The following is a 25,809-nucleotide window of genomic DNA, read 5'->3' as shown; positions in this document are numbered from 1 at the left end:
TGAAGGACTTTGATTTTTATAAACACCCTAAATTAATACTATTAACCTATGCCAATAAACTTATGTCTGTAAACATTGCTATTAACGGCTTTGGCCGAATTGGTCGAAGTGTTGCTCGTGCCCTCTATGAGAATGCTGATAACCAATATTTAAAGCTTGTCGCAATTAATGAGCTTGCCGAGCCGAAAGGTATTGCGCATTTATTAAAATATGACACTACCCATGGTCGTTTCCCCTTTTCAGTTGAGTTAGCTAACAATCAGTTAGTTATCGCCGGCGATGTCATACAACTTAGCCATGAAAAATTCCTCGAATACATGCCATGGAAAAAACATAACATAGATATTGTTCTTGATTGCACCGGTAAATTTGCTAATCAACGCGATGGAAATATTCACTTGAGCCAAGGAGCCAGTAAAGTACTTTACTCTTATCCCGGTGAACAAGACGTTGATGCCACCATTATTTATGGTATTAATCATCAGCAACTCAGCGAAAAAGATAAAATAGTCTCGAACGGCTCATGCACCACGAATTGTGTTGTGCCCGTCATAAAAGTCATTGATGAAGCTTTTGGCGTTGAAAGTGGCAGTATTACCACTATTCATTCCTCTATGCATGATCAACAAGTTATCGACGCTTACCATCCAGATCTTCGCCTTAGTAGAGCAGCAAGCCAATCTATCATCCCGGTTGACACCAAACTAGCAGCAGGTATTGAAAGAATACTGCCTAAATTTGCTGGACGCTTCGAAGCGATTGCCGTGCGAGTACCAACGATCAATGTTACCGCGATGGATTTAAGCCTAACCTTGTCGACAGATGTAGATATTAACGCGATTAACCAAGCCATTATTCGTGCACAAAACAATGGTTTACAAGGAATTTTAGGCTATACAGAAGAGCCACTAGTTTCTGTAGATTTTAATCATGACCCACATTCTTGTATTGTTGACGGCAACCAAACGCGTGTTAGCCACAAGCGTTTAGTGAAAATGCTAGTCTGGTGCGATAACGAGTGGGGCTTTGCAAATCGTATGATAGATACAGCAAAAGCCATGGCAAAAGATATTCAGCTTAAAAAATAATAACAGTAAAAAACACCCATAACTTTAAAATTTATCGAATAGGAAACAGCAAATGTCAGTAATTAAAATGACCGACTTGGCGCTAGCCAATCAAAGAGTTTTGATCCGAGAAGATCTCAATGTACCTCTTAAAGACGGAAAAATAACCTCTGATGCTCGATTAAGAGCGGCTTTACCTACCCTTAAACTTGCTTTAGAAGCGGGCGCAAAAGTGATGATAATGTCTCACCTTGGTCGTCCAACTGAAGGTGAGTACAACAAAGAGTTTTCATTAAAACCTGTCGCTGACTATTTAGCTGCCGCATTAAATGTCCCTGTGCATCTAGCAAAAGATTACTTAGATGGCGTTGATGCAAAAGTAGGTGAATTAGTTGTGTTTGAAAACATTCGTTTTAATGTTGGCGAAAAAAATAATGATGATATTTTATCAAAAAAATTGGCAGCATTATGTGATGTTTTTGTCATGGATGCTTTTGGTACTGCCCACCGCGCGCAAGCTAGTACACATGGCGTAGCAAAGTTTGCACCTATTGCTTGTGCAGGTCCACTATTGTCCGGTGAATTAGCTGCACTTGGTAAAGCACTAGACAATCCTGCACGCCCATTAGTGGCAATTGTTGGTGGCTCTAAAGTTTCTACAAAATTAACCGTGTTAGAGTCGTTAGCGAAAATTGTTGACCAATTAGTGGTTGGCGGCGGCATTGCAAATACCTTTATAGCAGCAAGCGGGCATAATGTAGGTAAATCATTATACGAAGCCAATTTGCTTGATGAAGCTAACCTTTTAACACAGCAGGCAAGAGCAAATGATGGCGATATCCCGGTGCCAACAGATGTTATAACTGGTACAGAGTTCTCAGAAACGGCTGTCGCGACATTAAAGTCAGTTAACGATGTTAGCGATGAAGATATGATTTTTGATATCGGACCAGATTCAGCGCAAGCACTCGTAGAAATTATTAAAAATGCTGGCACTATTGTTTGGAATGGACCTGTTGGCGTTTTTGAATTTGATCAATTTGGTAGAGGTACAGAAACTATTGCAAAAGCAATTGCCAAAAGCTCAGCCTTTTCAATTGCTGGTGGTGGCGATACCTTAGCTGCTGTAGATAAATATAATATAGCCGATAAAATTTCCTATATTTCAACTGGTGGTGGTGCTTTTTTAGAGTTTTTAGAAGGGAAAGTGTTACCCGCTGTCGCTATCTTAGAAGAACGCGCTAAAACGTAAAACACGTTAATTAAATCATCAACGCCAAACCGCTCTTTATTTTATACAAGGCGGTTTTTTTTAGCTTTTTTTATTATTTCTAACAAACTTCATAAAAACCATCAACAGCGCTTTCATTACATTTCACTCTTTCGTTGTAAACTTACAAAACAAAAGCACAAATATTCGCTATAAATCGAGTTTAGCAAGCTTCTTGACAGTAATTATAGAACATTATTTAAAACCATAATAAATAAACAGATAAAAACCATTAATGGCATTATTTTTTCTTTTGCCATGTCAATTTCTTATCTGATATACTTACGTTACGAAAGCTTAAATTTCACAATGAAACTTGTATTTCTTGAGATTGGGCAAATAATATATGACATCTTAAACACTTAGGAGTAATTCAATGGCTTTAATTTCTATGCGCCAAATGTTAGATCACGCTGCAGAATACGGATACGGTATTCCCGCTTTTAACGTTAACAACTTAGAGCAAGTTAGAGCAATAATGATCGCTGCAGACAAAACCAATAGCCCGGTTATTTTACAAGGCTCTGCAGGTGCTCGTAAGTATGCTGGCGCTCCTTTTCTTCGTCATTTAATTCTTGCAGCAATTGAAGAATTCCCTCATATTCCCGTGGTAATGCATCAAGATCACGGCACTTCGCCAAGTGTTTGTCAGCGTTCAATTCAAATGGGGTTTTCATCAGTTATGATGGATGGTTCTTTAATGTCTGATGGTAAAACGCCTTCAAGCTATGAATACAACGTTGATGTAACACGCAGAACCGTTGAAATGGCACATGCTTGTGGTGTTTCTGTTGAAGGTGAATTAGGTTGTCTTGGTTCATTAGAGACAGGTGAAGCGGGTGAAGAAGACGGTATTGGTGCAGTAGGGATCTTAACAAAAGAACAAATGTTAACTGACCCAGAAGAAGCGGCTGACTTTGTTAAGAAAACTCAAGTTGATGCTTTAGCGATTGCTTGTGGTACTTCTCATGGTGCTTACAAATTTACGCGTCCACCAACAGGTGACATCTTAGCGATTGACCGTATTAAAGCGATACATAACCGCATCCCAAATACCCATTTAGTTATGCACGGTTCATCATCAGTGCCGCAAGAGTGGCTTGCTATTATTAATGAATATGGTGGTAATATTCCTGAAACTTATGGTGTGCCGGTAGAGCAAATTCAAGAAGGCATTAAAAATGGTGTTCGTAAAATTAATATTGATACTGATTTACGTTTAGCATCAACGGGGGCAACTCGTCGCTTCTTAGCGCACAACCCAAGCGAATTTGACCCACGTAAATTTTTAGCTGAAACCACTAAAGCCATGACTGATATTTGTATAGCTCGCTATGATTCATTTGGCGCATCGGGTAATGCAGATAAAATTAAACCCATTTCATTAGATACTATGTTTGATTTATATGATGCTGGCAAACTGAACGCTATTATAAAATAACATCCGCTAGCCATTAACATTAAGGAGCTTCGGCTCCTTTTTTTGTAATATTATTAGAAATATGTTGTCAAATTCACTATAATATTTGACTATTTTTAAAAAGAGTATAAAAAATGGACAATGTTACTAATTGGTTAGTTGAGAACCAGCCCATGTTACAAGAAAACCTAATAAAATTTATCATCGCGATTGTTATCTTTGTGATTGGTAAATTTGTCGCAAAACTGATCAGTTCTGCAACAAAAAAAATTCTTACTCACAAAAAATTTGATAATACCGTAATTTCTTTTATCGCTAGCTTAATTTATGGCTTAGTTGTGATGGTTGCCTTTATTGCTGCAATTTCTCACTTAGGTTTTAATACCACCTCATTAGTGGCAATTGTGGGTGCCGCTGGTCTTGCAATAGGCTTAGCATTACAAGGTTCATTATCAAACTTTGCCTCAGGTATTTTATTAATTTCATTAAAACCTTTTAAAGCCGGTGATTTTGTAGAAATCGCAGGTACCGCAGGTATTGTTGAAGAAGTGCATGTATTTTCAACACAGTTAAGAACCGGTGATAACAAAACAGTTATTATTCCTAATGGTGGCATTACAAATGGCACTATTACTAACTACTCAACAAAACCTACGAGAAGAATAGATTTAGTGATTGGTGTTGGTTATAGCGCAGATTTAAAACTAACAAAAAAAATATTAAAAGATGTGGTTAGTCGCCATAACTTAGTTTTAAAAGAACCTGCTATTACCATAGGTGTTAGTGAATTAGCCGATAGCTCGGTAAACTTTATTGTGCGACCATGGGTTAAAACAGCCGATTACTGGCCTGTGCATTTTGATTTATTGGAAGCAATTAAAATTGCCCTAGACGATGCTGGCATTGAAATCCCATTCCCACAACTTTCTGTACATGTTAATCAAGAGACCAAAAATGAACAATAAATTAGTAATTCTTGCCTTATGCGGCAGCTTATCACTTAATACCTTTGCCGAAGAAGTAGAAGCTCCTAAAGATCCATTAAGTATGTCGGCAGAATTAGGTGCACTGTTTAAAACGGGTGACAATAAAAGTACCGATATAAAAGCAGGCTTCGATTTAGATCATGAATTAGGCTTATGGCGGAGTACTGTTCGCTTTGACTTGCTTGCAAGTAAAGCTGAGATTGAAGATGAAGAGGGTGTTGAGCGCTCTCAAACAACAGATCAGCAATGGAAAATAGTGGGTCAAACTAACTATACCATTGGTACTAAAAAAACTAACTACGTCTACGGTAACGTATCTCACGACGATAATCGTTTTGGCGGATTTGAGACTCAAAGTTCTATCTCTGCTGGTTGGGGTCGTCGTTGGTTTGAAAGTAAAACAGGTACATTTGATGCTGATATTGGACCGGGTTACAAAAAAGACGTCGTGCGTTTAGAAGATGAAAATGGTAATGAGTATAATGAAAACAAGTCTGCTTTTATTATACAAGCTCAAGCTTTGTATACGCATAATTTAAACGAACATGTTAAATTTAAGCAGCTCTTGGTCGCTAAGTATGCGACTAAAAGTGGTGAAAATAGTAATTATCAGGCAGAAAGCTCAATAATTACTAAGCTTATTTCAACGTTACAATTAAAAGTTAGTTTTAAGATTGACTATAATACTGATGTTGAAGAAGGCAAAGAAAACACCAATACTCAAACGGCGTTAACGCTCGTTTATAGCTTCTAGTCGACCTAAAATAAAATGCTTTATTTAGCCTTCAACTCTTTTGAAGGCTAAATATATTTCCTTTTCATCACTAGTATCTCTCATCATCACCTACTTTATTACTTGTTAGAACGATCTATAAAAAAGCCCTAACATTTAAATGCTAAGGCTATTATTATTTACAGGCAATAAAAGTACTGTTTATTCCCACTCAATCGTCGCGGGTGGTTTACCTGAAATATCATAAACGACACGTGAAATACCATCAATTTCGTTAATGATCCGATTAGACACTAAACCTAGGAAATCATAAGGCAAATGTGACCAACGTGCTGTCATAAAGTCGATGGTTTCAACACAACGTAATGATACAACCCAATCATATTTACGGGCATCGCCCATAACACCTACTGATTTTACGGGTAAAAATACGGTAAACGCTTGGCTTACTTTGGTGTATAAATCATGCTTGTGTAATTCTTCAATGAAAATAGCATCGGCACGACGTAATAAATCAGCATATTCTTTTTTAACTTCACCTAAAATACGTACACCCAACCCAGGGCCAGGAAACGGATGACGGTAAAGCATATCGTACGGTAAGCCAAGCTCTAAACCTATTTTACGTACTTCATCTTTAAATAACTCACGTAATGGTTCAACTAAGCCTAGTTTCATGTAATCAGGTAAGCCGCCAACATTATGATGTGATTTAATAACATGCGCCTTACCGGTCGCTGAGGCCGCAGATTCAATGACGTCAGGATAAATAGTGCCCTGTGCTAACCATTTGGCATTATCTAACTTATTCGACTCTTCTTCGAAAACATCAATAAAAACATTACCAATAATTTTACGTTTTGCTTCTGGCTCACTTTCACCCGCTAAGCGGTCTAAAAATCTATCTTCAGCTTCAATTTTTATAATATTTAAACCAAAGTGATCGCCAAACATATCCATGACTTGCTGGCCTTCATCTAAACGAAGTAAACCATTATCAACAAATACACAGGTCAATTTATCACCAATCGCTCGATGTAATAACATAGCAACGACTGATGAATCAACACCGCCTGAAAGACCTAAGATAACTTCGTCGTCACCGACTTGAGCTTTCATTTTTGCAATAGCATCATCAATGATTGATGATGAAGTCCATAGTTTTTCACACTGACAAATTTCAACAACAAAGTTTTCTAAAATGCGTAAACCTTGTTTAGTGTGGGTCACTTCAGGGTGAAACTGCACACCATAGAATTGCTTATCTTCGTTTGCCATTGCTGCATAAGCACAACTTGCTGTTTGTGCAACAGTAACAAAGCCTGTTGGTATAGCTGACACTTTGTCGCCGTGGCTCATCCAAACATCAAGTAAAGCATTACCGTTAGTACCAATACTGTCTTCAACATTGTTGAATAACGCAGATTTAGCAATAAGTTCAACCGCGGCATAACCAAACTCTTTGTGCGTTGAACTTTCAACACCACCGCCAAGTTGTTCAGCCATTGTTTGCATGCCATAGCAAATACCTAAAACAGGAACGCCAGCGTTATAAACATATTCAGGTGCTCGAGGTGAATTTTCTGCAGTGACTGACTCAGGGCCGCCAGCTAGAATGATACCTGTTGGGTTAAAACCTTTAATTTGCTCTTCGGTTACATCCCAAGACCAAAGTTCACAATAAACACCTATTTCACGTACGCGACGAGCAATTAGCTGAGTATATTGTGAACCAAAATCTAAAATTAGTATTCGGTGATCATGAATGTCTTTACTCATGTTGTTTTCCTACTTTAAACGCTCGTTATGTCTAAACTTTATACTGCGTTGTTTTCGTAATGAAACAAAATCATTTATAAAACCTTATTTATAATAAGATAAGTCATTTGTTTAATTACTCAACAGCCTTGCCTAAAGCTCATTCATTTAGAGCGGATTTATAAAATGAACAGGCTGAGTTATTTATTGATAACTCAGCCCGTAGAATCTTTTGTTTTCCAGTTACCTAAAAGTAACTAAGAATATTTGCATAGCATCAAGTTGAGAATATTTTAGCTCTAGTTCAAGGCGCTAGCGCGGAGTTGACGATAGTCAATCAGCACTTGCAACGCAGGAATCGAGCTTAAATAACTCAACCGATATTTCTACCCCATACGATAGTTTGGTGCTTCTTTGGTGATGGTTACGTCATGAACATGCGACTCACCCATACCTGCCGAGGTAATTTTCATAAACTCAGGCTTAGTTCGCATGGTCTCAATATCTTTACAGCCTGTTAAACCCATTGATGAGCGTAATCCGCCCATCTGCTGGTGGATAATTGCAGAAACAGGTCCTTTGTAAGCAACACGACCTTCAATACCTTCTGGTACCAACTTGTCAGCTTCGCCATCAGATTTTTGAAAATAACGATCACTTGAACCTTCTTTCTGGCTCATTGCGCCTAAAGAGCCCATACCGCGATATGATTTATAATAGCGACCTTGATAAAGTTCTACTTCGCCAGGTGCTTCTTCGGTTCCAGCAAACATACTACCAACCATCACACAATGCGCGCCAGCAACCAGTGCTTTAGCAATATCGCCAGAGAATCGAATACCACCATCGGCAATAACAGGAATACCCGTGCCTTTAAGCGCTTCTACTGCATTTGAGATAGCCGTTAATTGTGGTACTCCAACGCCAGTTACAATACGCGTAGTACATATTGAACCTGGGCCGATACCCACTTTAACCGCATCTACGCCAACATCGGCTAATGCTTTTGCACCAGCTCCTGTCGCCACATTGCCAGCAACAATTTCTAAGTCAGGATATTTTTGACGGGTTTCTTTTACTCGATCAAGAACACCTTGCGAATGACCATGTGAAGTATCAATTAATAAGACGTCAACACCTGCGGCAACTAACGCGTCAATACGTTCATCGGTACCCGCGCCGACACCTACAGCCGCGCCCACTCGTAAACGACCTAATTGATCTTTACAAGCGTTAGGTTTGCTTTCAGCTTTTTGATAATCTTTAGCGGTGATCAAACCCACTAATTTAAAGGCATCATCAACCACTAAAATTTTCTCAATACGGTTACTGTGCATTAAGCCAAGTATTTCTTCACGCGCGGCACCTTCTTTAACCGTGACTAATTTTTCTTTAGTCGTCATTAACGCCGAGACAGGCTTAGTGAGGTCTGTTTCAAAGCGTAAATCACGGCCAGTAATTATACCGGTAAGATTGCCATTTTCATCAACAACAGGAAATCCTGAAAAGCCAAGATCATCAGCTTTATGCATGACTTCTTCAATAGTAAAGTTAGCATTTACGGTCACAGGATCGGAAACAATACCACTTTCGTATTTTTTAACTTTTAATACGTTAGCCGCTTGCTCAGCGATGGTCATGTTTTTATGAATAAAACCTAAACCACCTTCTTGCGCTAGTGTAATAGCTAAAGGTGCTTCAGTAACTGTATCCATAGATGCAGATACCATAGGTATATTTAAATTAATTTTACGGGTTAATTTAGTTTTTAAATCGGCCGTATGTGGGAGTACTTCTGAATGAGCAGGTACAAGTAATACATCATCAAAAGTTAGTGCTTCTTGGGCAATTCTTAGCATCGCAACATCTCTCTAAAAAGGTTGGTTAGGGAGTGAATATTGCGGCAGAATTTTAACCGTTTTGTGGTTTAAGAACAACTTAAATTTAACGATAAACTAAAATAATTATCCCTGGAGAGTTTTAAGAAATATATAATTTACTGGTTCCACTTTAATAGGTAGGATCCAAGGGGAATTATAAACGTCTTTAGGCAAGATATTGATTGAAAATAATAGTTATTCTATTATTGAAATCAATAACGTAAAATAAAGTGCTTATAAACACTCTTTCGGGGAATCGAAATAAATATTACACGTTGTTACATTTTATTTAAGGGAATAACCTTTAACATAAATATGTGCTTAGATTATGATTCGCTTTGGTTTGCTAAAGCAAGCAAATTTAAGCAGAGCGTATATATCGACTCAAATCGCCTTAACATTAGATAAAGTAAGTATTTTATGGCTACGCAGCACATTTTACAGATAAGTGAACTGACAAGAAAAGTTAAGTTCATACTAGAAAGTGAACTTAATACCGTATGGTTGTGTGGTGAAATCTCAAATTTCATTGCTGCTAGCTCGGGTCATTGGTATTTGTCACTCAAAGACAGTAAATCGCAAGTGCGTTGTGCAATGTTTAAAGGCAACAATCGACGAGTAAGGTTAGCGAGTGGTTCAACGCCTCGTAATGGCCAACAGGTGTTAGTACGCGCCAAGGTTTCTTTGTATGAGCCACGAGGTGATTTTCAATTAATTATTGAAATGATGGAAGATGCGGGTGAAGGTTTATTGCGACAACAATTTGAGCAATTAAAGAGTAAGCTCAATGCACAAGGTTTATTTGCACAGCAGTTCAAGCAAGCCATTCCTAAAAATATTAACACGGTTGGCATAGTTACCTCGCCAACGGGTGCTGCAGTTAAAGATATAATCTCTGTTTTGCAAAGACGTAATCCAGCAATTACTATCGTTATATACCCTGCGCTTGTGCAAGGTGAGCATGCTAAGAATGACATTGTTCATGCCATCGATATCGCTAATCAACGTGAAGAATGCCAAGTATTGATTGTTGGTCGTGGAGGAGGCTCTCTAGAAGACTTATGGAGCTTTAATGAAGAAGACGTAGTCAATGCTATTTTTCATAGTCGCATTCCAATTATCAGCGCTGTTGGTCATGAGATAGACACAACATTAAGTGATCTCGTTGCTGATTTAAGAGCGCCAACACCTTCAGCAGCGGCAGAACTGGTTTCACAAGACAATAGTGAATTACAAAATCGCCTACAAGAATTATCAAAGCGGGCTCAACAGTTATTTACTCAAAAAGTAAAAGAAGAAAACTCATACCTGAAAAACCTTAATCATCGCTTAACGCAAGTTCAACCAGAAAGGAAGCTTCAGCAGCATCAACAAAAATCAGATGAATTGAATATTCGTTTAGATAAAGCAATCAAGCGTGAATTGGTCCGTTTCAAACAAAAACCCGAAAAGTTAGTCCGCGATTTACAACACGTAGATCCAACCAAAGTGATCAATCAACATCAAAGTACCTTGCGCCACTTAGATGACAGATTACAACGGGCATTAGACGTTAGCGTAAAAAATAAATCGGAGCACTTTGTTAGCATTATTGAGCAACTCCATATTGTCAGTCCACTCGCGACTATTGCCCGTGGTTATAGTGTCAGTCGAAATAGTCATCAGCAAATTGTTCGCACAAAAGATCAAGTGAATATTGGTGATGAAATATCTATTCAAGTCATTGATGGTCGTATTTTAAGCCAAGTTATTGATAAAATTTAATTTTCAGCAATAACGGCATGCTGAAGTAATTTTATCACTGATGCTTTACTTTTTTCTTCAAACTTTAAACCGATACAAAGGCCATTAGCTTGTGATTTGTAGCTACAGGTTTCTGCAGAAAACTTTAAGTTTCCTAATCCTTGAAAGTCTTCAACAATTAATTCAACAGATTTATCTTTTTCCATCACTAACGACTCACCGTTAGTGATCAATACTTGGCAGCCGTTAACAGAAATATCTATAATGGTCGCTTGCCAATATTCTTTAGCAATATTTATCTTAGCAACAATATCGGTATCAATACGCATCGCTGAACGTAAGCTTTGTAAGCTAACAGACCGTGGAAAATCAAGGACAATTAATCTTGAGGGTATTTGTAAGGTTTGTTTAACATTACTGATAAAAGCAACCACCGCGCCCTCATGCCCTTCAATTAAGCCTCGCACCGTAATACTAGCACCTTGGGTAATATATTGAGAAAAATTCCCTAATTTATTTGCATCAGGAAATTGCACTAATACGTAATATTTGGGGAGGTAACCAATGAAGGTGCTACGAAACTTTGCTTTTTGCCCAGCTGGTGTGGCTATATCGATAGTAATCGTTGAACCTGACTGCAATAAGCCAAGGTTTCTGTCTAAGCGGTTAACCAACGCAATTTTTTTAGGAGTGGCTGCCATAATGTTAACATTTAAGAATAAGTTTTTTAAATGTAGCACTTAGCAAAAAGCCAATCAAATGATTGGCTTCAGTAATGCTAAATTATTATCAAAAACGTCAGCTTTTAGTCTTTTTTATAACCTTCAGTGGCTCTGGCCATTTTCTTTTGCTCGGTATAAGTTAACTTTTTCTTACCAGCAAACGGGTTACTTGTTTCTCTAAACTCAATTCTAATCGGTGTACCCATTATTTTTAATGATTTACGGTAATAATTCATTAAATAGCGTTTATATGAAACAGGAAGCTTTTTGGCTAAATTACCATGAATAACAATGATAGGCGGATTATATCCACCGGCATGTGCATATTTAAGCTTAATACGGCGCCCTTGACTCATCGGTGGTTGATGATCAAACGTGGCCATATCTAATATTTTGGTAACCATTGAGGTAGATATACGTTTAGTTGCAGAAATGAAAGCTTCTTCAACCGACTCATATAAATGGCCAACACCGGTACCGTGTAAAGCAGAGATAAAGTGGATACGTGCAAAATCAATAAACCCTAAACGACGATCTAGTTCAGTTTTAATACGATCTTTAACATGCTCTTCTAACCCATCCCATTTATTAACCGCAAGTACCAAAGAACGACCTGCTTCTAGAATAAAGCCCAGTAAACTTAAATCTTGATCGGTAATACCTTCACGAGCATCAATAATTAACAAACAAACATTGGCATCTTCTATGGCACGTAGTGTTTTAATAACAGAATACTTTTCTACGACATCAGTAACGTTTTTACGTCGACGAATACCTGCAGTATCGATTAATGTATATTCACGGCCATCATGTTCCATCGGGATGTAAACACTATCGCGAGTGGTACCTGGCGCATCAAAAACAACAACGCGGTCTTCACCTAATATACGGTTAGTCAGTGTTGACTTACCCACATTAGGTTTACCAATGATGGCAAGTTTGATTTTATCATTTTCAAATGGAGCTTCGGCAATTTTTTCTTCATCAGTTTTAGCTGAGAATTCTTGTGCACCATCAAACTCATCATTTTCACGGGCTTCACCAAGTGCTTCTATATGAGGTGTTAATGCCAGTGTTAATAACTGTGTAACACCACGACCATGCGCGGCGGCAATTTTATGAACGGTATCACCCAGTGATAATTCATAAAACTCAGCTACGGCAGAATCAGCATCAATACCATCAACTTTATTCGCAACCAAAAATATTTTCTTATTTTGTTTACGAAGGTAGTCAGCTATACCGATATCCGCTGATGTTAGACCATCTCGAGCATCAACCATAAATAAAACAGCATCAGCTTCTGCTATCGCCATTAATGACTGTTCGGCCATTAATGCGTCAATACCTTGTTCATTACCATTAATACCGCCGGTATCAATAACAATAAAGGGGTGATCTTCTACTTTCGCTTGGCCATATTGACGGTCACGCGTTAAGCCAGGATAATCTGCTACGAGAGCATCCCGGCTTCGGGTTAATCGGTTAAATAACGTCGATTTGCCAACATTAGGACGTCCGACAAGTGCAACAACTGGAAGCATGTTTACCTCTATAAATTCATTTGTAGAGTAAACAACGTCATGCAAAATGCAAAACTTTTACTCTATTTAATAACAAACAACGGCTCCAATGCATTCTGCAATGGAGCCGTTTAATTCTAGCTGATAAAAAGACTTATGGAATTTTTATCGCTTGCAAATCACCATTACGTGATTGTGCATAAATAATATTTTCGTGTACAGTGGGTGCTATATTTAAACCGCTGCTGTCAACTTCGTGACGTGCAACGATGTCACCTGTTGTTTGGTCGATAAAGTGAAGATAGCCTTCAAAGTCGCCAACAACAATATAATCACCAATAGTAGCAGGACCGGTAACACCACGATTAGTCAGTGCAAGTTGGCTCCACTTTTCAAAACCGTTTAAGCGGTCAACCGCATAAACATGCCCTTTAATATCAGTTAAAAATAGGTTGTTACCACTAATAGCCATATCATGATATGACGAATACTGGCGTTCCCAAATCATCCGGCCGGTACGTAAATCTATAGCGGTCAGATTACCTTTAACTGAAATACTATAAACTTTATCGCCATAAATGAGTGGCGCAGAGTCAACATCAATGACTCGTTCTAATTGTGTAGAACCACCGGCTTCACCAACTTCTACTGTCCAACCTTGCTGACCAGTTTCAAGAATATAGACGCTCATGGTTCCATTCGCTGAACCAACCATCACACCACCAGAAGAAATCGCTGGCGAACTAACGCCACGCAACGTTAATGCTGGTACTTCTTGTTCGATTTGCCATTCATCTTGACCGTTCGAAGCGTTAAAAGCCTTGATGACACCTGAGGCAGTATTGACAACTAAAATACCCGCATCAATGGCGGGAGCGGCAATAACTTCACCTTTTACTTTTCCTTGCCAATCAAGCTTACCCGTATCAGCATCTAATGCGAATACTTCGCCATTCTCACTGCCAATAAAGACTTTTTGAATACCTAAAATCGGGCCACCGTTTAATAAAGCAGATCGTCGACGTTCAAAAAAGCCGCGTTTGCCTTTTATATCACTTAAATCTGTTGACCAAACTTCTTCACCATTAGCTAGTTCTAAAGCAACAACATCACCATAACGACTAGCACTGTAAAGTTTGCCGTAAGCAACATTGGGTTTAATACGCGAAAAATAATCGCTAACACCATTACCGACACTGGATTCCCAGAGCACATCAGCATCAAAAGCTTGTTTGATTTCTGTTAATTCAGCAACCTTGGTCGCTTCATCTTCTTCGTCAGTTGAAGAACAAGCTACAAGCCCTAAGGACACTAGCGCTATTACTAATAACTTTTTATTAAAGCGTAATTTTTTTAACATATGAATGATTAGCCTCTTTATTTAGCAATCGATGATAATTGGGCTAAATCATTTAATTTCATTTGTAAGGCACCATTATTTGTTTGACCTTCAACATCAAGTGCTGCTTGATAAGCATTACGAGCAAGTTCTACTTTACCTTGCTTTAAATAGGCATCGCCTTTAGTTTCTTCAATCGCACTTTTAAATGACTCTGGCATTGTAACCGATAGGGTTGCCAATGCTTCAGTGTATTGTTCAAGTTGAATTTGCACACGCGCTAACCGAACACTTGCGATAGCTTTAATACCTTGATTGGTAGAGCTTTCAATAGCACTTGCCAAGTGAATAGCAACTTGTGGCCAATCTTTATGCGTAGCCGTTTCTTTTGCTAGCGCAAGCGATGTTAATGAAGCGTAGCTAGAGTCTTTATTTTCAGTAATAAATTTACTGGCATTTGCTGAAAAAAGCTTTCCGTCTACACCTGCACTTTCCATGACTGTTTGGTAAGCATCAGACGTTAAAACTTCATTCTCAAGTTGAGTATCTTTATATACGTTAAAGCCAATAAAACCAGCAAAACCTAAAACTAAACCGGCAATAACTGCAGTACCATTTTCTTTCCAAAAACCTTTGATGGCTTCGACTTGTTGTTCTTCTGTTTGATAAACGTCCACTACTTCACCTTAAATTAAACTGTTTAATAAAGCTGGCACTTGTTCAAGCGACACCTTCTGTTGTTCTTGTTGTCCACGCAAATATTTTATCGTCACACTTTGCTCAGCAAGTTCATCTTCACCGATGATAATTGCTACTTGCGCACTCGATTTATCTGCCCGTTTCATTTGTTTTTTCATATTACCACCACCGCAGTGGTTTTGTATGCGAATATCTTTAACTTGGTCACGCCATTGTTCACTGAGTAGTGCTGCTTGAATATCAACCCCCTCACCTAAACCAATAACATAAACATCAACTTGTGCACGAATATTGTTAGCTTTTTCTAAACTCGTTAACATGAGTACCAAGCGTTCAATACCTAAGGCAAAACCAAATGCTGGTGTTGCTTTACCACCAAGTTGTTCGACTAATCCATCATAACGACCACCCGCACAAATAGTACCCTGTGCGCCTAAACTGTCAGTCACCCATTCAAATACCGTACGATTGTAATAATCTAAGCCGCGAACTAAGCGGTCATTAATCACATACTTAATGCCCGCGGCATCTAAACGCTGACAAACACTGGCAAAGTGAGCTTTAGATTCATCATCAAAATAATCACTTAATTTTGGTGCGCCCACTAAAGCCGTTTGTACATCTTTATTTTTACTGTCTAAAACGCGTAATGGATTGGTATGCATTCTGCGCTTAGAGTCTTCATCAAGTTGCTCTTCTCTTTCCGTTAAGAAAACAACTAAAGCATCGCGATAATTTGCACGCTCTTCATTTGAACCTAACGAGTTTAGCTCTAGTGTGACAAACTCATTGATGCCAAGTTCCCGCCAAAGACGAGAAGTTAGCATAATAATTTCTGCGTCTATGTCAGGTGTTCCAATTCCAAAGGCTTCTAAGCCGAATTGGTGGAACTGACGATAACGACCTTTTTGTGGGCGTTCATGCCTAAACATTGGCCCCATATACCATAAACGTTGTTCTTGGTTATATAATAAACCATGCTGATTGCCTGCACGCACACAAGATGCTGTGCCTTCTGGTCGCAGTGTTAAGCTATCACCGTTACGGTCATCGAAAGTGTACATCTCTTTTTCAACGATATCAGTAACTTCACCAATAGAACGTTTAAAAAGTCCAGTAGACTCAACAATTGGCATACGGATTTCAGCAAAACCATAGCTACTAGCAACTCGGCGTAAAACTGATTCAACCATTTGCCAAATAGGCGTTTCAGTGGGTAAACAGTCGTTCATCCCTCTGACGGCTTGTAATGTTTTGCTCAAAGTAAGGCTCTCTTTCATCTATTGTATAAAATAGATATTTATATAAAACGGGAAAAATTAAGTGCAGCGCGCATTATAGGCAGTTTGAGAGGAAACGTAAATAGTACAGCTGTGATACCTCAAAATGCAGGTTTTAACTGCACGGTCACCGGTATAACGTTTCGCTCTTTTTAAAGCTATTTTATTACTCTATTTCTTTAAACTTTATTTTGTAAGCCGCATCAAGAAGCTTCGCTTTAGCACGAATTCGCTCTTCGAGCTGGTCTACTAAGTTATTATTATCAAAACGGTCTTTTTGACGGATGCCATCTAAATAATAACCACTTTTTCGGCTACTACCCGTTAAGCCCAAATCAGAAATAATTGCTTCACCAGGACCGTTAACAATACAACCAATAATAGAAACATCCATTGGCGTTAATATATCTTCAATACGTTGTTCTAATGCATTAACGGTGGCGATAACATCAAACTCTTGGCGAGAACAGCTTGGGCAAGCAATAAGATTGATACCTCGACTACGTAATTTTAGTGATTTTAAAATATCAAAACCGACTTTAATTTCTTCAATGGGATCGGCTGCCAAAGAAATGCGTAACGTGTCGCCAATTCCTTCAGCTAATAACAAGCCTAAGCCTACTGAAGATTTTACTGAGCCAGAGCGCAAGCCACCTGCTTCGGTAATACCAAGATGAAGTGGGTTATCAATCTGTTTTGCTAATAAACGGTAAGATTCGACTGCAAGAAATACATCTGAGGCTTTAACACTGACCTTAAACTGGTTAAAATTAAGCCTATCTAGAATATCAACATGACGCATGGCCGATTCAAAAAGTGCTTCTGGCGTTGGTTCAGTATATTTTTCTTGGATATCCTTTTCTAATGAACCGCCATTTACACCAATACGAATAGGAATATTTAAGTCCCGTGCACATTCAACAACACTACGCACTCGGTCTTCGCGGCCGATATTACCAGGATTAATACGTAAACAATCTGCGCCATATTCAGCAACTTTTAAGGCAATTCGATAATCAAAATGGATATCAGCAACCAGTGGAACTTTCACTAGTTTTTTAATTTCGCGAAAGGCTTCTGCTGCATCCATCGTCGGTACGCTCACCCGAACAATATCAGCCCCCACACCTTCTAATGCTTTAATTTGTGCAACGGTGGCTGCCACATCAGTCGTCAACGTATTGGTCATTGACTGCACAGTTATAGGTGCGTCGCCACCAACAGGAACATTACCCACCATTATTTGACGAGATTTACGGCGGATGATTGGAGATTCTTTAAACATAATAATTCACAACTTTGGTGGTTTGTCACTTAAGCGTAACAAACGTTATTTATACAAAATGCTAATGACTAATTGGTAACAGGCAAAGTAAATTTAGCGATATTACCACTGTTAAACTGATTCATATCAATGACTTCATCGGCAAAATTTATTGCCACTAATTCAGGTCTTCCTAGGGTAACATCAAAAGGTACTTGCCCAGATATTGTCATAACGTAACCCAATTTTTTCACACCCCAAGCAATGCGCTCACCCGTTGAATCTGAAATATTTACCCAACAGTCACCAGAAAAAGTAAAGGTGACTTCAGTTAAAGCCACTTCAGTCAATTCTTCCTCTACTATTGGGCTATTTTCAAGTGCAATGATGTCGATTTCACTCACTTGACTATTATCTACATTAACCGCTGTGGGTGCAATATCACTACTTTGCTGTTCTAACGCTGCAGTAGTAGTAGCTAAAGGTGCCTCAGCAATGGTTTTAATCACGTTTTCGATGTTAACCGTCGAGAGATCACTCGCTTGATTTTCGTTAACACCGTCAGCACTTTGGGTATTTATCTCAATATCTTCAGCAAGCGTCTGAGCTTGTTCTGTATTATTTTGCAACCACCACATCATAGTAGAACCAATAAGAATGGCTAAAATGATATAGCTTATCCACATAATACGATTGCTTTCCGCTAATTTTTCCGTGCCTTTAGAAAAACTTTGTAGCTTAGAGACTTGTGCTTTAGTTATATTTAATTGTTCATAGCTTACCAATACATCATCTTGAGAAACATTCACTAATTTTGCATAGCTACGTAAATAGCCGCGATTATAAGTTTCTGGCAAATTGCTATTAAACAGCTCACTTTCTATCTCATTAACTAAAGTAAGACGAAAATTGAGTTTACTCGCGACCTCTTGCTGAGTTAAGCGTGCTTTTTTTCTTGCATCACTAAGGATTTGTCCCGGCCCAATGATTTTACTATTGTCAGAAAGGTCGTCTTCGGAACTATTATGCAACGGTTCTGGTTCTGATGATGCAGTAGCTTGTGCCTTATTGATATTATTAGGCTTTTCAATATGGGTCATTGAGTTTTCTCTTGTTCAACTTTATTAGTAACATTATTGGTTGGCATAGTATCAGTATGCTCTGCTAAATAAACATAGAGCGTTTGGCCTAGCTTTAAAATATCGCTACGAGTAATATTATTCCAGCGCTCTAGCGTCTTCATATGAATATTGTATTGTTTTGATAGGCTAAATAAACTATCGCCTTTGACAATGATATGTGTTTTTTCCTCAAGGTTAGCCTTCAACTGTTCTTGGGTATCCTTGATACTCATCGCCTGTGCGTCAGTACTTTTAACAACTGTTGATTTTTTAGCCTGTTGTTTTAGCCGTTTTTTTTGGGACTTATTCGGTGTCAAAACAACGACACGTTTTGGTGGTAAAGTGTCACTAGTCGTTAAAATCGATGCTTGATAAATCTTTGCTAAGTCATCCGCTTCAGTATGATCAAGCGCATTTAGAATATATTGCTTAGCTTGGTAAGACGTTGGGAACATTTTTACCAACATACTGGCATAATTTTTAGCTGTACGATAATTGCGCTGCTTTTCAAAAACCTTATAAGCCAATGAAAGCGCTTCAGGACTAAAGCGACGAGTTGCTTTTTCATAACGTTTCAAATAACGTTGCGCGGCTTTATAATCCCCAATAGCGTACTGTAAGCGGACCATTTGTAATAAAGCTGATGCACGATTAGGACTATGCCGAATAGATTTTGTAAAGTATTTTTCAGCCTTAACAAATTCACCAGCTTTTAGTTGACAAAGCGCCAGGTTTTCGTAACTTTGTGAGACCATCAAGTACGTTGGGATTGCTATCGCTTTTAAAGTGTATTTTTCAGCGTCGGCATACTTTTCATGTCGACAAAGAAAAACCCCATAATTATTTAAGGTATCTGGATTTTTTTCATCGATTGATAACGCTTGTTCATAAGCATTGGTAGCAAGCTGTGATTCGCCAACCACATCATAATAATGAGCAAACGCCGTATAAACTTGGGATAAGTTTGGTGAAAAGCGCTTTGCTTTTTCCAAGTTTAACTTCGCTTGGCTAGTATTTCCCATCTTTAAATAGCCAAGACCTAATGAAATTCGAGTCATCGCCCTTTCATTATTACTTGAATCACTTTCTACTACAGGTATTGTACTGTCGTTCTCATAATTTTGTGTTACACACCCAGAAAGGACAATTAACAAAGCGATAACGCTCGTTATAAATAACCGCGGCAGAAATTTAATCATATGGCAGAATGTCACTTATCGTAATGTAATAATTACAGATTATACCTATACCCGATCTACTTCAAGATGCTTATTGAACTAGTATGATGTCGAACGGGTATAAATAGCTCGAGAATAAAGTGTTAGACCAGTTTAACTGAAATCTCTTGGGCTTTAGACTCGTCTTTATTTGAAGAGTTCATTGCTGTTCGCTTTGTTCTATCAAAAACATCACCGGCTAGTTGGCCACAAGCCGCATCAATATCATCACCACGGGTACGGCGAGTAATTACGGTTAAACCATATGACTGCAATACTTTATCAAAACGGTCAATACGTGAATTACTTGAACGTTTATAAGGCGAGCCAGGGTAAGGGTTAAACGGGATAAGATTGATTTTACTTGGTAAATCTTTCAAAGCGATAGCAAGTTCATGTGCTTGGTCAGTACTGTCATTAACATGGTCTAACATCACATATTCAATCGTTGCCTGCTTATTCGCTTTTGAACCATCAATATAACGTCCAGCTGCCGCAATAAACTCTTCTAAAGGATACTTTTTGTTTATCGGGACCAATACATCACGAAGCTCGTTGTTACCCGCGTGAATTGAAATGGCTAATGCACAATCTATTTTTTCTTTTAACATATCAAGTGCCGGTACTACACCAGAAGTGCTCACTGTTACTCGACGTTTTGAGAGGCCGTAGCCTAAATCATTTAACATAGTATCAAGCGCTGGAATTAAATTTTTCATATTTAAAAGCGGTTCGCCCATCCCCATCATAACAATATTTGTAATGGGACGTTTTCCAGCGATACGTGTCGCGCCAATATCATTAGCAACACGCCATACTTGACCGATAATTTCGCTCATAGACAAATTGCGATTAAAGCCTTGTTGCGCCGTGGCACAAAAGGTACATTCAAGTGCACAACCGACTTGCGAGGATACACATAATGTTGCGCGATCGTTTTCAGGGATCCACACTGTTTCGACTTCTTGACCACCTTCGAGGCGTAAAGAGTATTTTATCGTGCCGTCGGTTGATACTTGCTTTTCAGATATTTCTGGTGCACTAATTTCTGTTTCACGTTGTAATTTTTCACGTAATTTTTTGTTCAAATTAGTCATTAATTCAAAATCAGAGTAACCAAAATGATATATCCATTTCATCATTTGATCGGCACGAAACGGCTTTTCGCCAATTGAAGCAAAGTATTCACGCATCCCTTGATGATCCAAGTTTAATAGATTTACTTTCTTCTTTACCGCAGATACGGTCGGGCTTACAACTTCAGTCACTTCACTCATGATTCACTACTTCTCAAACAACAAAATTACAAAAAACAATTGTACAACTTTCATACAAAGCATAACAGTTTACAGATAAAATTATATCAAACCTTAACGTTTTTAATTAAATTTCTCTTTAGGTAAAACAGAGGGTTAGTAAATTAAAAAGCTTAAGGTTTATTATAACTCTAAAAATAACAAAAGGATTTTACTGGAAACAGTAAAACCCTTTCATATTTCGATTTCTACTTTAATCACAGCAAATTAAGTGAATTCAAGGAGAATGCACGGAGCTTACGTTAGTAAATGAGTACATTCGACGAAGAATTCGCAAAATTTGTGAAGATTAAAATCAGATTAACGGGTGCGTGGGCAAATTTCGTCGTCTGAGAAGAAGTAAGCAATTTCACGTGCAGCAGATTCTAAAGCGTCAGAACCGTGGGCAGCATTTTCGTCGATGCTATCAGCAAGATCAGCACGGATAGTACCAGCAAGTGCTTCAGCTGGGTTAGTAGCACCCATGATTTCACGGTTTTTAAGAACAGCGTTTTCGCCTTCTAAAACTTGAACCATAACTGGACCAGAAGTCATGAATGAAACCAAAGCACCAAAGAAAGGACGTTCGCTATGTTCAGCGTAAAAGCCTTCAGCTTTTTCTTGGCTTAAGTGAATCATTTTAGAAGCAACAATTTTTAAACCAGCAGTTTCAAAACGGTTATAAATTTGACCAATGAAGTTTTTAGCAACTGCGTCTGGTTTTACGATAGAAAAAGTACGTTCGATAGCCATGATAAGCCCTTATATATTTTAAATAAAATAGGTGTATAAATTTTGGCGCGATTATAGACGAATTTGAACAAAAAAACTAATATTATTCACTAAGTACTCTTTTTGATTTTAATGTCTTAACCCAGCCTCTAATCTTTCTAGAGATATGGGTAACGTAAGTTGCTTTTTACTTTCTAGAGCAAAAGCGATCTTACTCACCTTAGGATTTTTCATCTCATTGAGTAAAACATCATCGATTTTGAGAATAATTTAAGGTGTAAAATAAGCATACATAAAAAAACTGACATTGAGTCAGTTTTTAATATGAGTAACAAAACAATAACTACGCACTGCTTCGACGATACTGTCGATATTCTGGTTGCCAAAAGTTTTGTTCTATTTTTACGAGTAAGCTTTCATCATCGATGCGTAAAGCTAAGTTTTGATCAAAAGCTACTTTCGCGACAGCAAAGGCTATTTTTCGACTTAAACTGGCAATTTCAGTGAGTGGAGGTAAGAGTTCACCCAACCCGGTGTTGGCTAATGGTGAAGCTTCAGCAAGGGTTTCGCTGGCAACCATTAGCATTTCATCAGTAACACGGTTAATATTGGCTGAAACGATGCCCAAACCTAAACCAGGAAAAATATAACTATTATTACACTGCACGATAGGAAAAGTTTTACCTTGATATTCAACGGGTTTAAATGGACTGCCCGTTGCAACAATAACCTCACCTTGAGTCCAATTAATGACTTGTGTTGGCGTAGCTTCTACTTGTTTAATAGGATTACTAAGCGGGAAAATAATTGGCATTGGGCAGTGTGATTTCATTGCTTTAATCACTGGTTCAGTAAATAAACCGGGTACACCTGACACGCCGATTAAAATATCTGGCTGAGCATTATTCATCACTTCTAATAATGTCGCGTATCGCCCTAAAACAGCCCACGTGGAAATTGTATGAGGTGATTGCACCAGTTTTTGCTGAAAGTCTCGTAAATCAGCCATACCATCGGTTAATAAACCAAAACGGTCGACCATGAAAATTTGACTGCGTGCCTGTTTTGCAGAAATACCTTCACTGACCATTTGCGCAATAATTTGTTCAGCAATACCGCAACCGGCAGAGCCACTGCCAACAAAGACAACTTTTTGCTGTGATAATGTGGTTTCTTTAGCAAGCTTACGCCCTTTAATCCGACATGCTGCTAGTAAAGTGCCGACAGTCACTGAGGCGGTTCCTTGAATATCATCATTGAAACAACAAATTTCATCACGATACTTATTAAGTAGTGGTGTAGCATTGGGTTGAGCAAAATCTTCAAATTGTAATAATACATGTGGCCAACGACGTTTCACTGCTTGAATAAACATGTCAACAAACTCGTTGTATTCTTCTTGATTAATACGTTTATGACGACGCCCCATATACATAGGGTCATTCAATAATTTTTCGTTATTGGTACCAACATCGAGCATTACCGGCAAAGTATACGCGGGGCTAATGCCGCCACAAGCGGTATAAAGTGAAAGCTTGCCTATCGGAATACCCATTCCACCTATGCCTTGATCACCCAAACCAAGAATACGCTCACCATCGGTAACAACAATGACTTTTATTTTATTTTTTGTCGCATTGCGAAGAATATCATCCATGTAATGTCTATCTTCATAAGAAATAAATAATCCACGCGAGCTACGATAAATATCTGAAAATTGCTCACACGCATCACCTACTGTCGGCGTATAAATAATCGGCATCATCTCAGCTAAGTGCGCCTGAACGAGTCTGAAAAATAAAGTTTCGTTATTATCATGAATGGTACGTAAATAAATATGCTTATTTAAGTTGGTTCGAAACTTATTATATTGCATAAAAGCACGTTCAACTTGCTCGTCTATTGTTTCATAACGGGGTGGCAATAAGCCCATTAAGTTAAAATTAGTGCGCTCCTCTTCGTCAAAAGCGCTGCCTTTATTTAACAGGGGGGTCTCTAAAAGGCTTGGACCAGCATAGTGGATATATAACGGACGTTTAATATTTATTGTCATAATAATTTTTGATGTAGACCATATGGTTGATGAATAGTCAAAATTCATAGTAGTGATATATACAGTAGTATAAGCCAGATGAGGTTTATAAAACAATCAATTACCTAAACAAGACTAAAAATCACCCTTAAATTTATCTGCCGCTAATCGACTTCAGAAATCCACGCTAATTGAATGGCCTCTAGTACTCTTTCCCCACAATGCTTAGGATCATCATCAAAATTATCAAGGGCTATTACCCATTGCATCAATTCTGGAAAATGTAATTTAAGTGGATCAGCATCCGGATGCTCTTCCATTAAGTCTAATGCTAACTCTAATGAGTCTGTCCAACGATATCCCATATATTACTCCAACTTTTAAAATAAAAGATTAAACCACAATGCATCTATTGCAATCATGATAATTAACCAAATAAACATTCTTCGGTATTTAAGGCAAAATTGACAATCAGTTTGCCACCATTTTTTCAATGTCTCTTTCACTTAAACAACCCACCTTAATGCTTGGTCATAAGTATATACCTATGATACATCAAAGACGCTACTTCAGCAGGAAATATAATTGCTTAAGACAGGATTGATTGAAATATTATGGTTATAATCTCGTCAAGAATTTTTATCAAAAGAGCAGAGAATAAAGATGAGTGAAATTAAGTTTTCATCCGCACAAAAAGAATTACTGATTCAAAAACTACAGCACTATTTTGCAAGCGAACTTGATCAAGAGCTCGCTCAGTTTGACGCTGACTTTTTGCTTGATTTTTTTACTAAAGAAATGGGCAATCATTATTATAATCAAGGTATTTATGATGCCCAGCAATTATTAACAGAAAAACTTGATTATATTTCTGATGAAATGTACCAATTAGAAAAACCAGCCAACTAATGACCACTGAGCCAAAATAGATAAAGTAACTTTAGCCTTAGCAATATTCTTTATCCTTTATCTGTAAGGTTAATTTAAAATTGTATTATCTAGCAGAAATGATAATAAGAGTTGATTTATCACAACGATTATTCTGATAAATACGCTAATATGGCTTTACTGATTATTTGAAACACAAACTATAATGCAAATTACTGATTTAAATGACGAGCAGAAAATTCTGCCAATATTTCGCTTAGGCTTCCGACCCTTTTTTTAGGTGGCGCTGTTTTTAGTTTAATTGCCATTACTTTATGGTTGTTAATTTATAAAGGGACCGTTAGCTTTTCACCTTACGGTGGTGGTTATTGGTGGCATATTCATGAAATGATTTTTGGTTTCGGCAGTGCCATCATTGTTGGTTTTTTACTCACCGCAGTGCAAAATTGGACAGGTATTGCCAGTGTTAAAGGCAAACCCCTCGCCGCTTTATTTTTTCTATGGCTATTAGGCCGAGTAGTCATATTTTAACTAGACCTCTCTTGTGTAACAAAACATAAGATATTGATATTAATACAAATAAAATTGTTACAGTTTTTCATTAAATTTTCCTTAGTTTTTAGATCTATATTTTATTATGTTATGACCACTCTAAGCACATCCAGTAAAGGCTTAGGGTTAATATAACATAGCGCTGCATGTGGGAGAGTAATAAAGTCTCATACCAAGTATCACTGAGTAATAAAGATTCATTGTCATACTGGTTTTAATGAAAAATACGAAATTGTCGGCTTTTTCGAAGCTTAGACTGACACTATCTTTAGCATATTAATGATCACT

Annotated in this window: 22 protein-coding genes; 8 read left to right on the top strand and 14 right to left on the bottom strand. The window is 38.0% G+C overall.

What is annotated here, in order from left to right; genetic code table 11:
* The first annotated feature begins 62 nt into the window (after positions 1-62).
* From epd to H4J67_RS00705, 5 genes are all read left to right on the top strand, one after another.
* Positions 63-1,088 (top strand): erythrose-4-phosphate dehydrogenase, encoded by a 1,026-nt coding sequence (epd, locus tag H4J67_RS00725; protein ID WP_182202577.1) that lies wholly within the window; start codon positions 63-65, stop codon positions 1,086-1,088.
* A gap of 52 nt (positions 1,089-1,140) precedes the next feature.
* On the top strand, positions 1,141-2,319 hold the full coding sequence (locus tag H4J67_RS00720) for a phosphoglycerate kinase (protein WP_182202575.1): 1,179 nt from the start codon (positions 1,141-1,143) through the stop codon (positions 2,317-2,319).
* 394 nt (positions 2,320-2,713) lie between these two features.
* Positions 2,714-3,778 (top strand): class II fructose-bisphosphate aldolase, encoded by a 1,065-nt coding sequence (gene fba, locus H4J67_RS00715; RefSeq protein WP_182176291.1) that lies wholly within the window; start codon positions 2,714-2,716, stop codon positions 3,776-3,778.
* 113 nt (positions 3,779-3,891) lie between these two features.
* Positions 3,892-4,722 (top strand): mechanosensitive ion channel family protein, encoded by an 831-nt coding sequence (locus tag H4J67_RS00710; protein WP_182176292.1) that lies wholly within the window; start codon positions 3,892-3,894, stop codon positions 4,720-4,722.
* A complete protein-coding gene (locus H4J67_RS00705) occupies positions 4,712-5,497 on the top strand; it encodes a YdiY family protein (protein ID WP_182202573.1) in 786 nt (261 codons plus the stop codon). The genes H4J67_RS00710 and H4J67_RS00705 overlap by 11 nt, the downstream gene beginning before the upstream one ends.
* Before the next feature lie 180 nt (positions 5,498-5,677).
* On the opposite strand, the gene guaA is transcribed toward H4J67_RS00705, so the two are convergent.
* Both guaA and guaB read right to left on the bottom strand, forming a co-directional pair.
* A complete protein-coding gene (guaA, locus tag H4J67_RS00700) occupies positions 5,678-7,255 on the bottom strand; it encodes a glutamine-hydrolyzing GMP synthase (protein ID WP_182176294.1) in 1,578 nt (525 codons plus the stop codon).
* A 365-nt stretch (positions 7,256-7,620) separates the two neighbouring features.
* Positions 7,621-9,093, bottom strand: a complete 1,473-nt coding sequence (guaB, locus tag H4J67_RS00695; RefSeq protein ID WP_182202572.1) for an IMP dehydrogenase — start codon at positions 9,091-9,093, stop codon at positions 7,621-7,623.
* A gap of 441 nt (positions 9,094-9,534) precedes the next feature.
* On the opposite strand from guaB, the gene xseA reads away from it, so the two are divergent.
* Entirely contained in the window at positions 9,535-10,878 is a 1,344-nt protein-coding gene (xseA, locus tag H4J67_RS00690; RefSeq protein WP_182202570.1) for an exodeoxyribonuclease VII large subunit, read from the top strand.
* On the opposite strand, the gene H4J67_RS00685 is transcribed toward xseA, so the two are convergent.
* The 12 genes from H4J67_RS00685 to iscX all read right to left on the bottom strand — a co-directional run bounded on the left by H4J67_RS00685 (position 10,875) and on the right by iscX (position 24,446).
* Entirely contained in the window at positions 10,875-11,558 is a 684-nt protein-coding gene (locus H4J67_RS00685; protein WP_182176296.1) for a PilZ domain-containing protein, read from the bottom strand. The genes xseA and H4J67_RS00685 overlap by 4 nt on opposite strands.
* 104 nt (positions 11,559-11,662) lie before the next feature.
* Positions 11,663-13,123 carry a ribosome biogenesis GTPase Der gene (der, locus tag H4J67_RS00680; protein ID WP_182176297.1) on the bottom strand — a complete coding sequence of 487 codons (1,461 nt, stop codon included), beginning with the start codon at positions 13,121-13,123 and terminating at the stop codon, positions 11,663-11,665.
* Between the two features lie 133 nt (positions 13,124-13,256).
* Complete coding sequence (bamB, locus tag H4J67_RS00675; RefSeq protein WP_182176298.1) at positions 13,257-14,462, bottom strand: outer membrane protein assembly factor BamB; 1,206 nt, start codon at positions 14,460-14,462, stop codon at positions 13,257-13,259.
* Positions 14,463-14,479: 17 nt separating this feature from the next.
* A complete protein-coding gene (locus tag H4J67_RS00670) occupies positions 14,480-15,118 on the bottom strand; it encodes a tetratricopeptide repeat protein (RefSeq protein ID WP_182176299.1) in 639 nt (212 codons plus the stop codon).
* Between the two features lie 9 nt (positions 15,119-15,127).
* Positions 15,128-16,402, bottom strand: a complete 1,275-nt coding sequence (gene hisS, locus H4J67_RS00665; RefSeq protein ID WP_182202568.1) for a histidine--tRNA ligase — start codon at positions 16,400-16,402, stop codon at positions 15,128-15,130.
* 184 nt (positions 16,403-16,586) lie between these two features.
* Positions 16,587-17,705: a flavodoxin-dependent (E)-4-hydroxy-3-methylbut-2-enyl-diphosphate synthase gene (ispG, locus tag H4J67_RS00660; RefSeq protein WP_182176301.1), complete on the bottom strand. Its 1,119-nt coding sequence runs from the start codon at positions 17,703-17,705 to the stop codon at positions 16,587-16,589.
* Between the two features lie 68 nt (positions 17,706-17,773).
* Positions 17,774-18,784 (bottom strand): RodZ domain-containing protein, encoded by a 1,011-nt coding sequence (locus tag H4J67_RS00655; RefSeq protein ID WP_182202567.1) that lies wholly within the window; start codon positions 18,782-18,784, stop codon positions 17,774-17,776.
* On the bottom strand, positions 18,781-20,004 hold the full coding sequence (pilW, locus tag H4J67_RS00650) for a type IV pilus biogenesis/stability protein PilW (RefSeq protein ID WP_182202565.1): 1,224 nt from the start codon (positions 20,002-20,004) through the stop codon (positions 18,781-18,783). The genes H4J67_RS00655 and pilW overlap by 4 nt, the downstream gene beginning before the upstream one ends.
* Before the next feature lie 122 nt (positions 20,005-20,126).
* Positions 20,127-21,299 carry a bifunctional tRNA (adenosine(37)-C2)-methyltransferase TrmG/ribosomal RNA large subunit methyltransferase RlmN gene (locus tag H4J67_RS00645; RefSeq protein WP_182176304.1) on the bottom strand — a complete coding sequence of 391 codons (1,173 nt, stop codon included), beginning with the start codon at positions 21,297-21,299 and terminating at the stop codon, positions 20,127-20,129.
* A 339-nt stretch (positions 21,300-21,638) separates the two neighbouring features.
* Positions 21,639-22,070 (bottom strand): nucleoside-diphosphate kinase, encoded by a 432-nt coding sequence (gene ndk, locus H4J67_RS00640; RefSeq protein ID WP_070374808.1) that lies wholly within the window; start codon positions 22,068-22,070, stop codon positions 21,639-21,641.
* Between the two features lie 322 nt (positions 22,071-22,392).
* Entirely contained in the window at positions 22,393-24,102 is a 1,710-nt protein-coding gene (locus H4J67_RS00635; RefSeq protein WP_182202563.1) for an NAD-dependent malic enzyme, read from the bottom strand.
* A 143-nt stretch (positions 24,103-24,245) separates the two neighbouring features.
* Positions 24,246-24,446: a Fe-S cluster assembly protein IscX gene (gene iscX, locus H4J67_RS00630; protein ID WP_070374809.1), complete on the bottom strand. Its 201-nt coding sequence runs from the start codon at positions 24,444-24,446 to the stop codon at positions 24,246-24,248.
* 298 nt (positions 24,447-24,744) lie between these two features.
* On the opposite strand from iscX, the gene H4J67_RS00625 reads away from it, so the two are divergent.
* Complete coding sequence (locus H4J67_RS00625) at positions 24,745-24,990, top strand: DUF2164 domain-containing protein (protein WP_182176307.1); 246 nt, start codon at positions 24,745-24,747, stop codon at positions 24,988-24,990.
* A 297-nt stretch (positions 24,991-25,287) separates the two neighbouring features.
* On the top strand, positions 25,288-25,500 hold the full coding sequence (locus tag H4J67_RS00620; protein WP_259368440.1) for an NnrS family protein: 213 nt from the start codon (positions 25,288-25,290) through the stop codon (positions 25,498-25,500).
* Positions 25,501-25,809 lie beyond the last annotated feature (309 nt).

The organism is Colwellia sp. BRX10-4 (assembly GCF_014077465.1).
GTDB lineage: Bacteria > Pseudomonadota > Gammaproteobacteria > Enterobacterales > Alteromonadaceae > Colwellia_A.
This window is presented reverse-complemented; position numbering and strand designations above follow the sequence as displayed.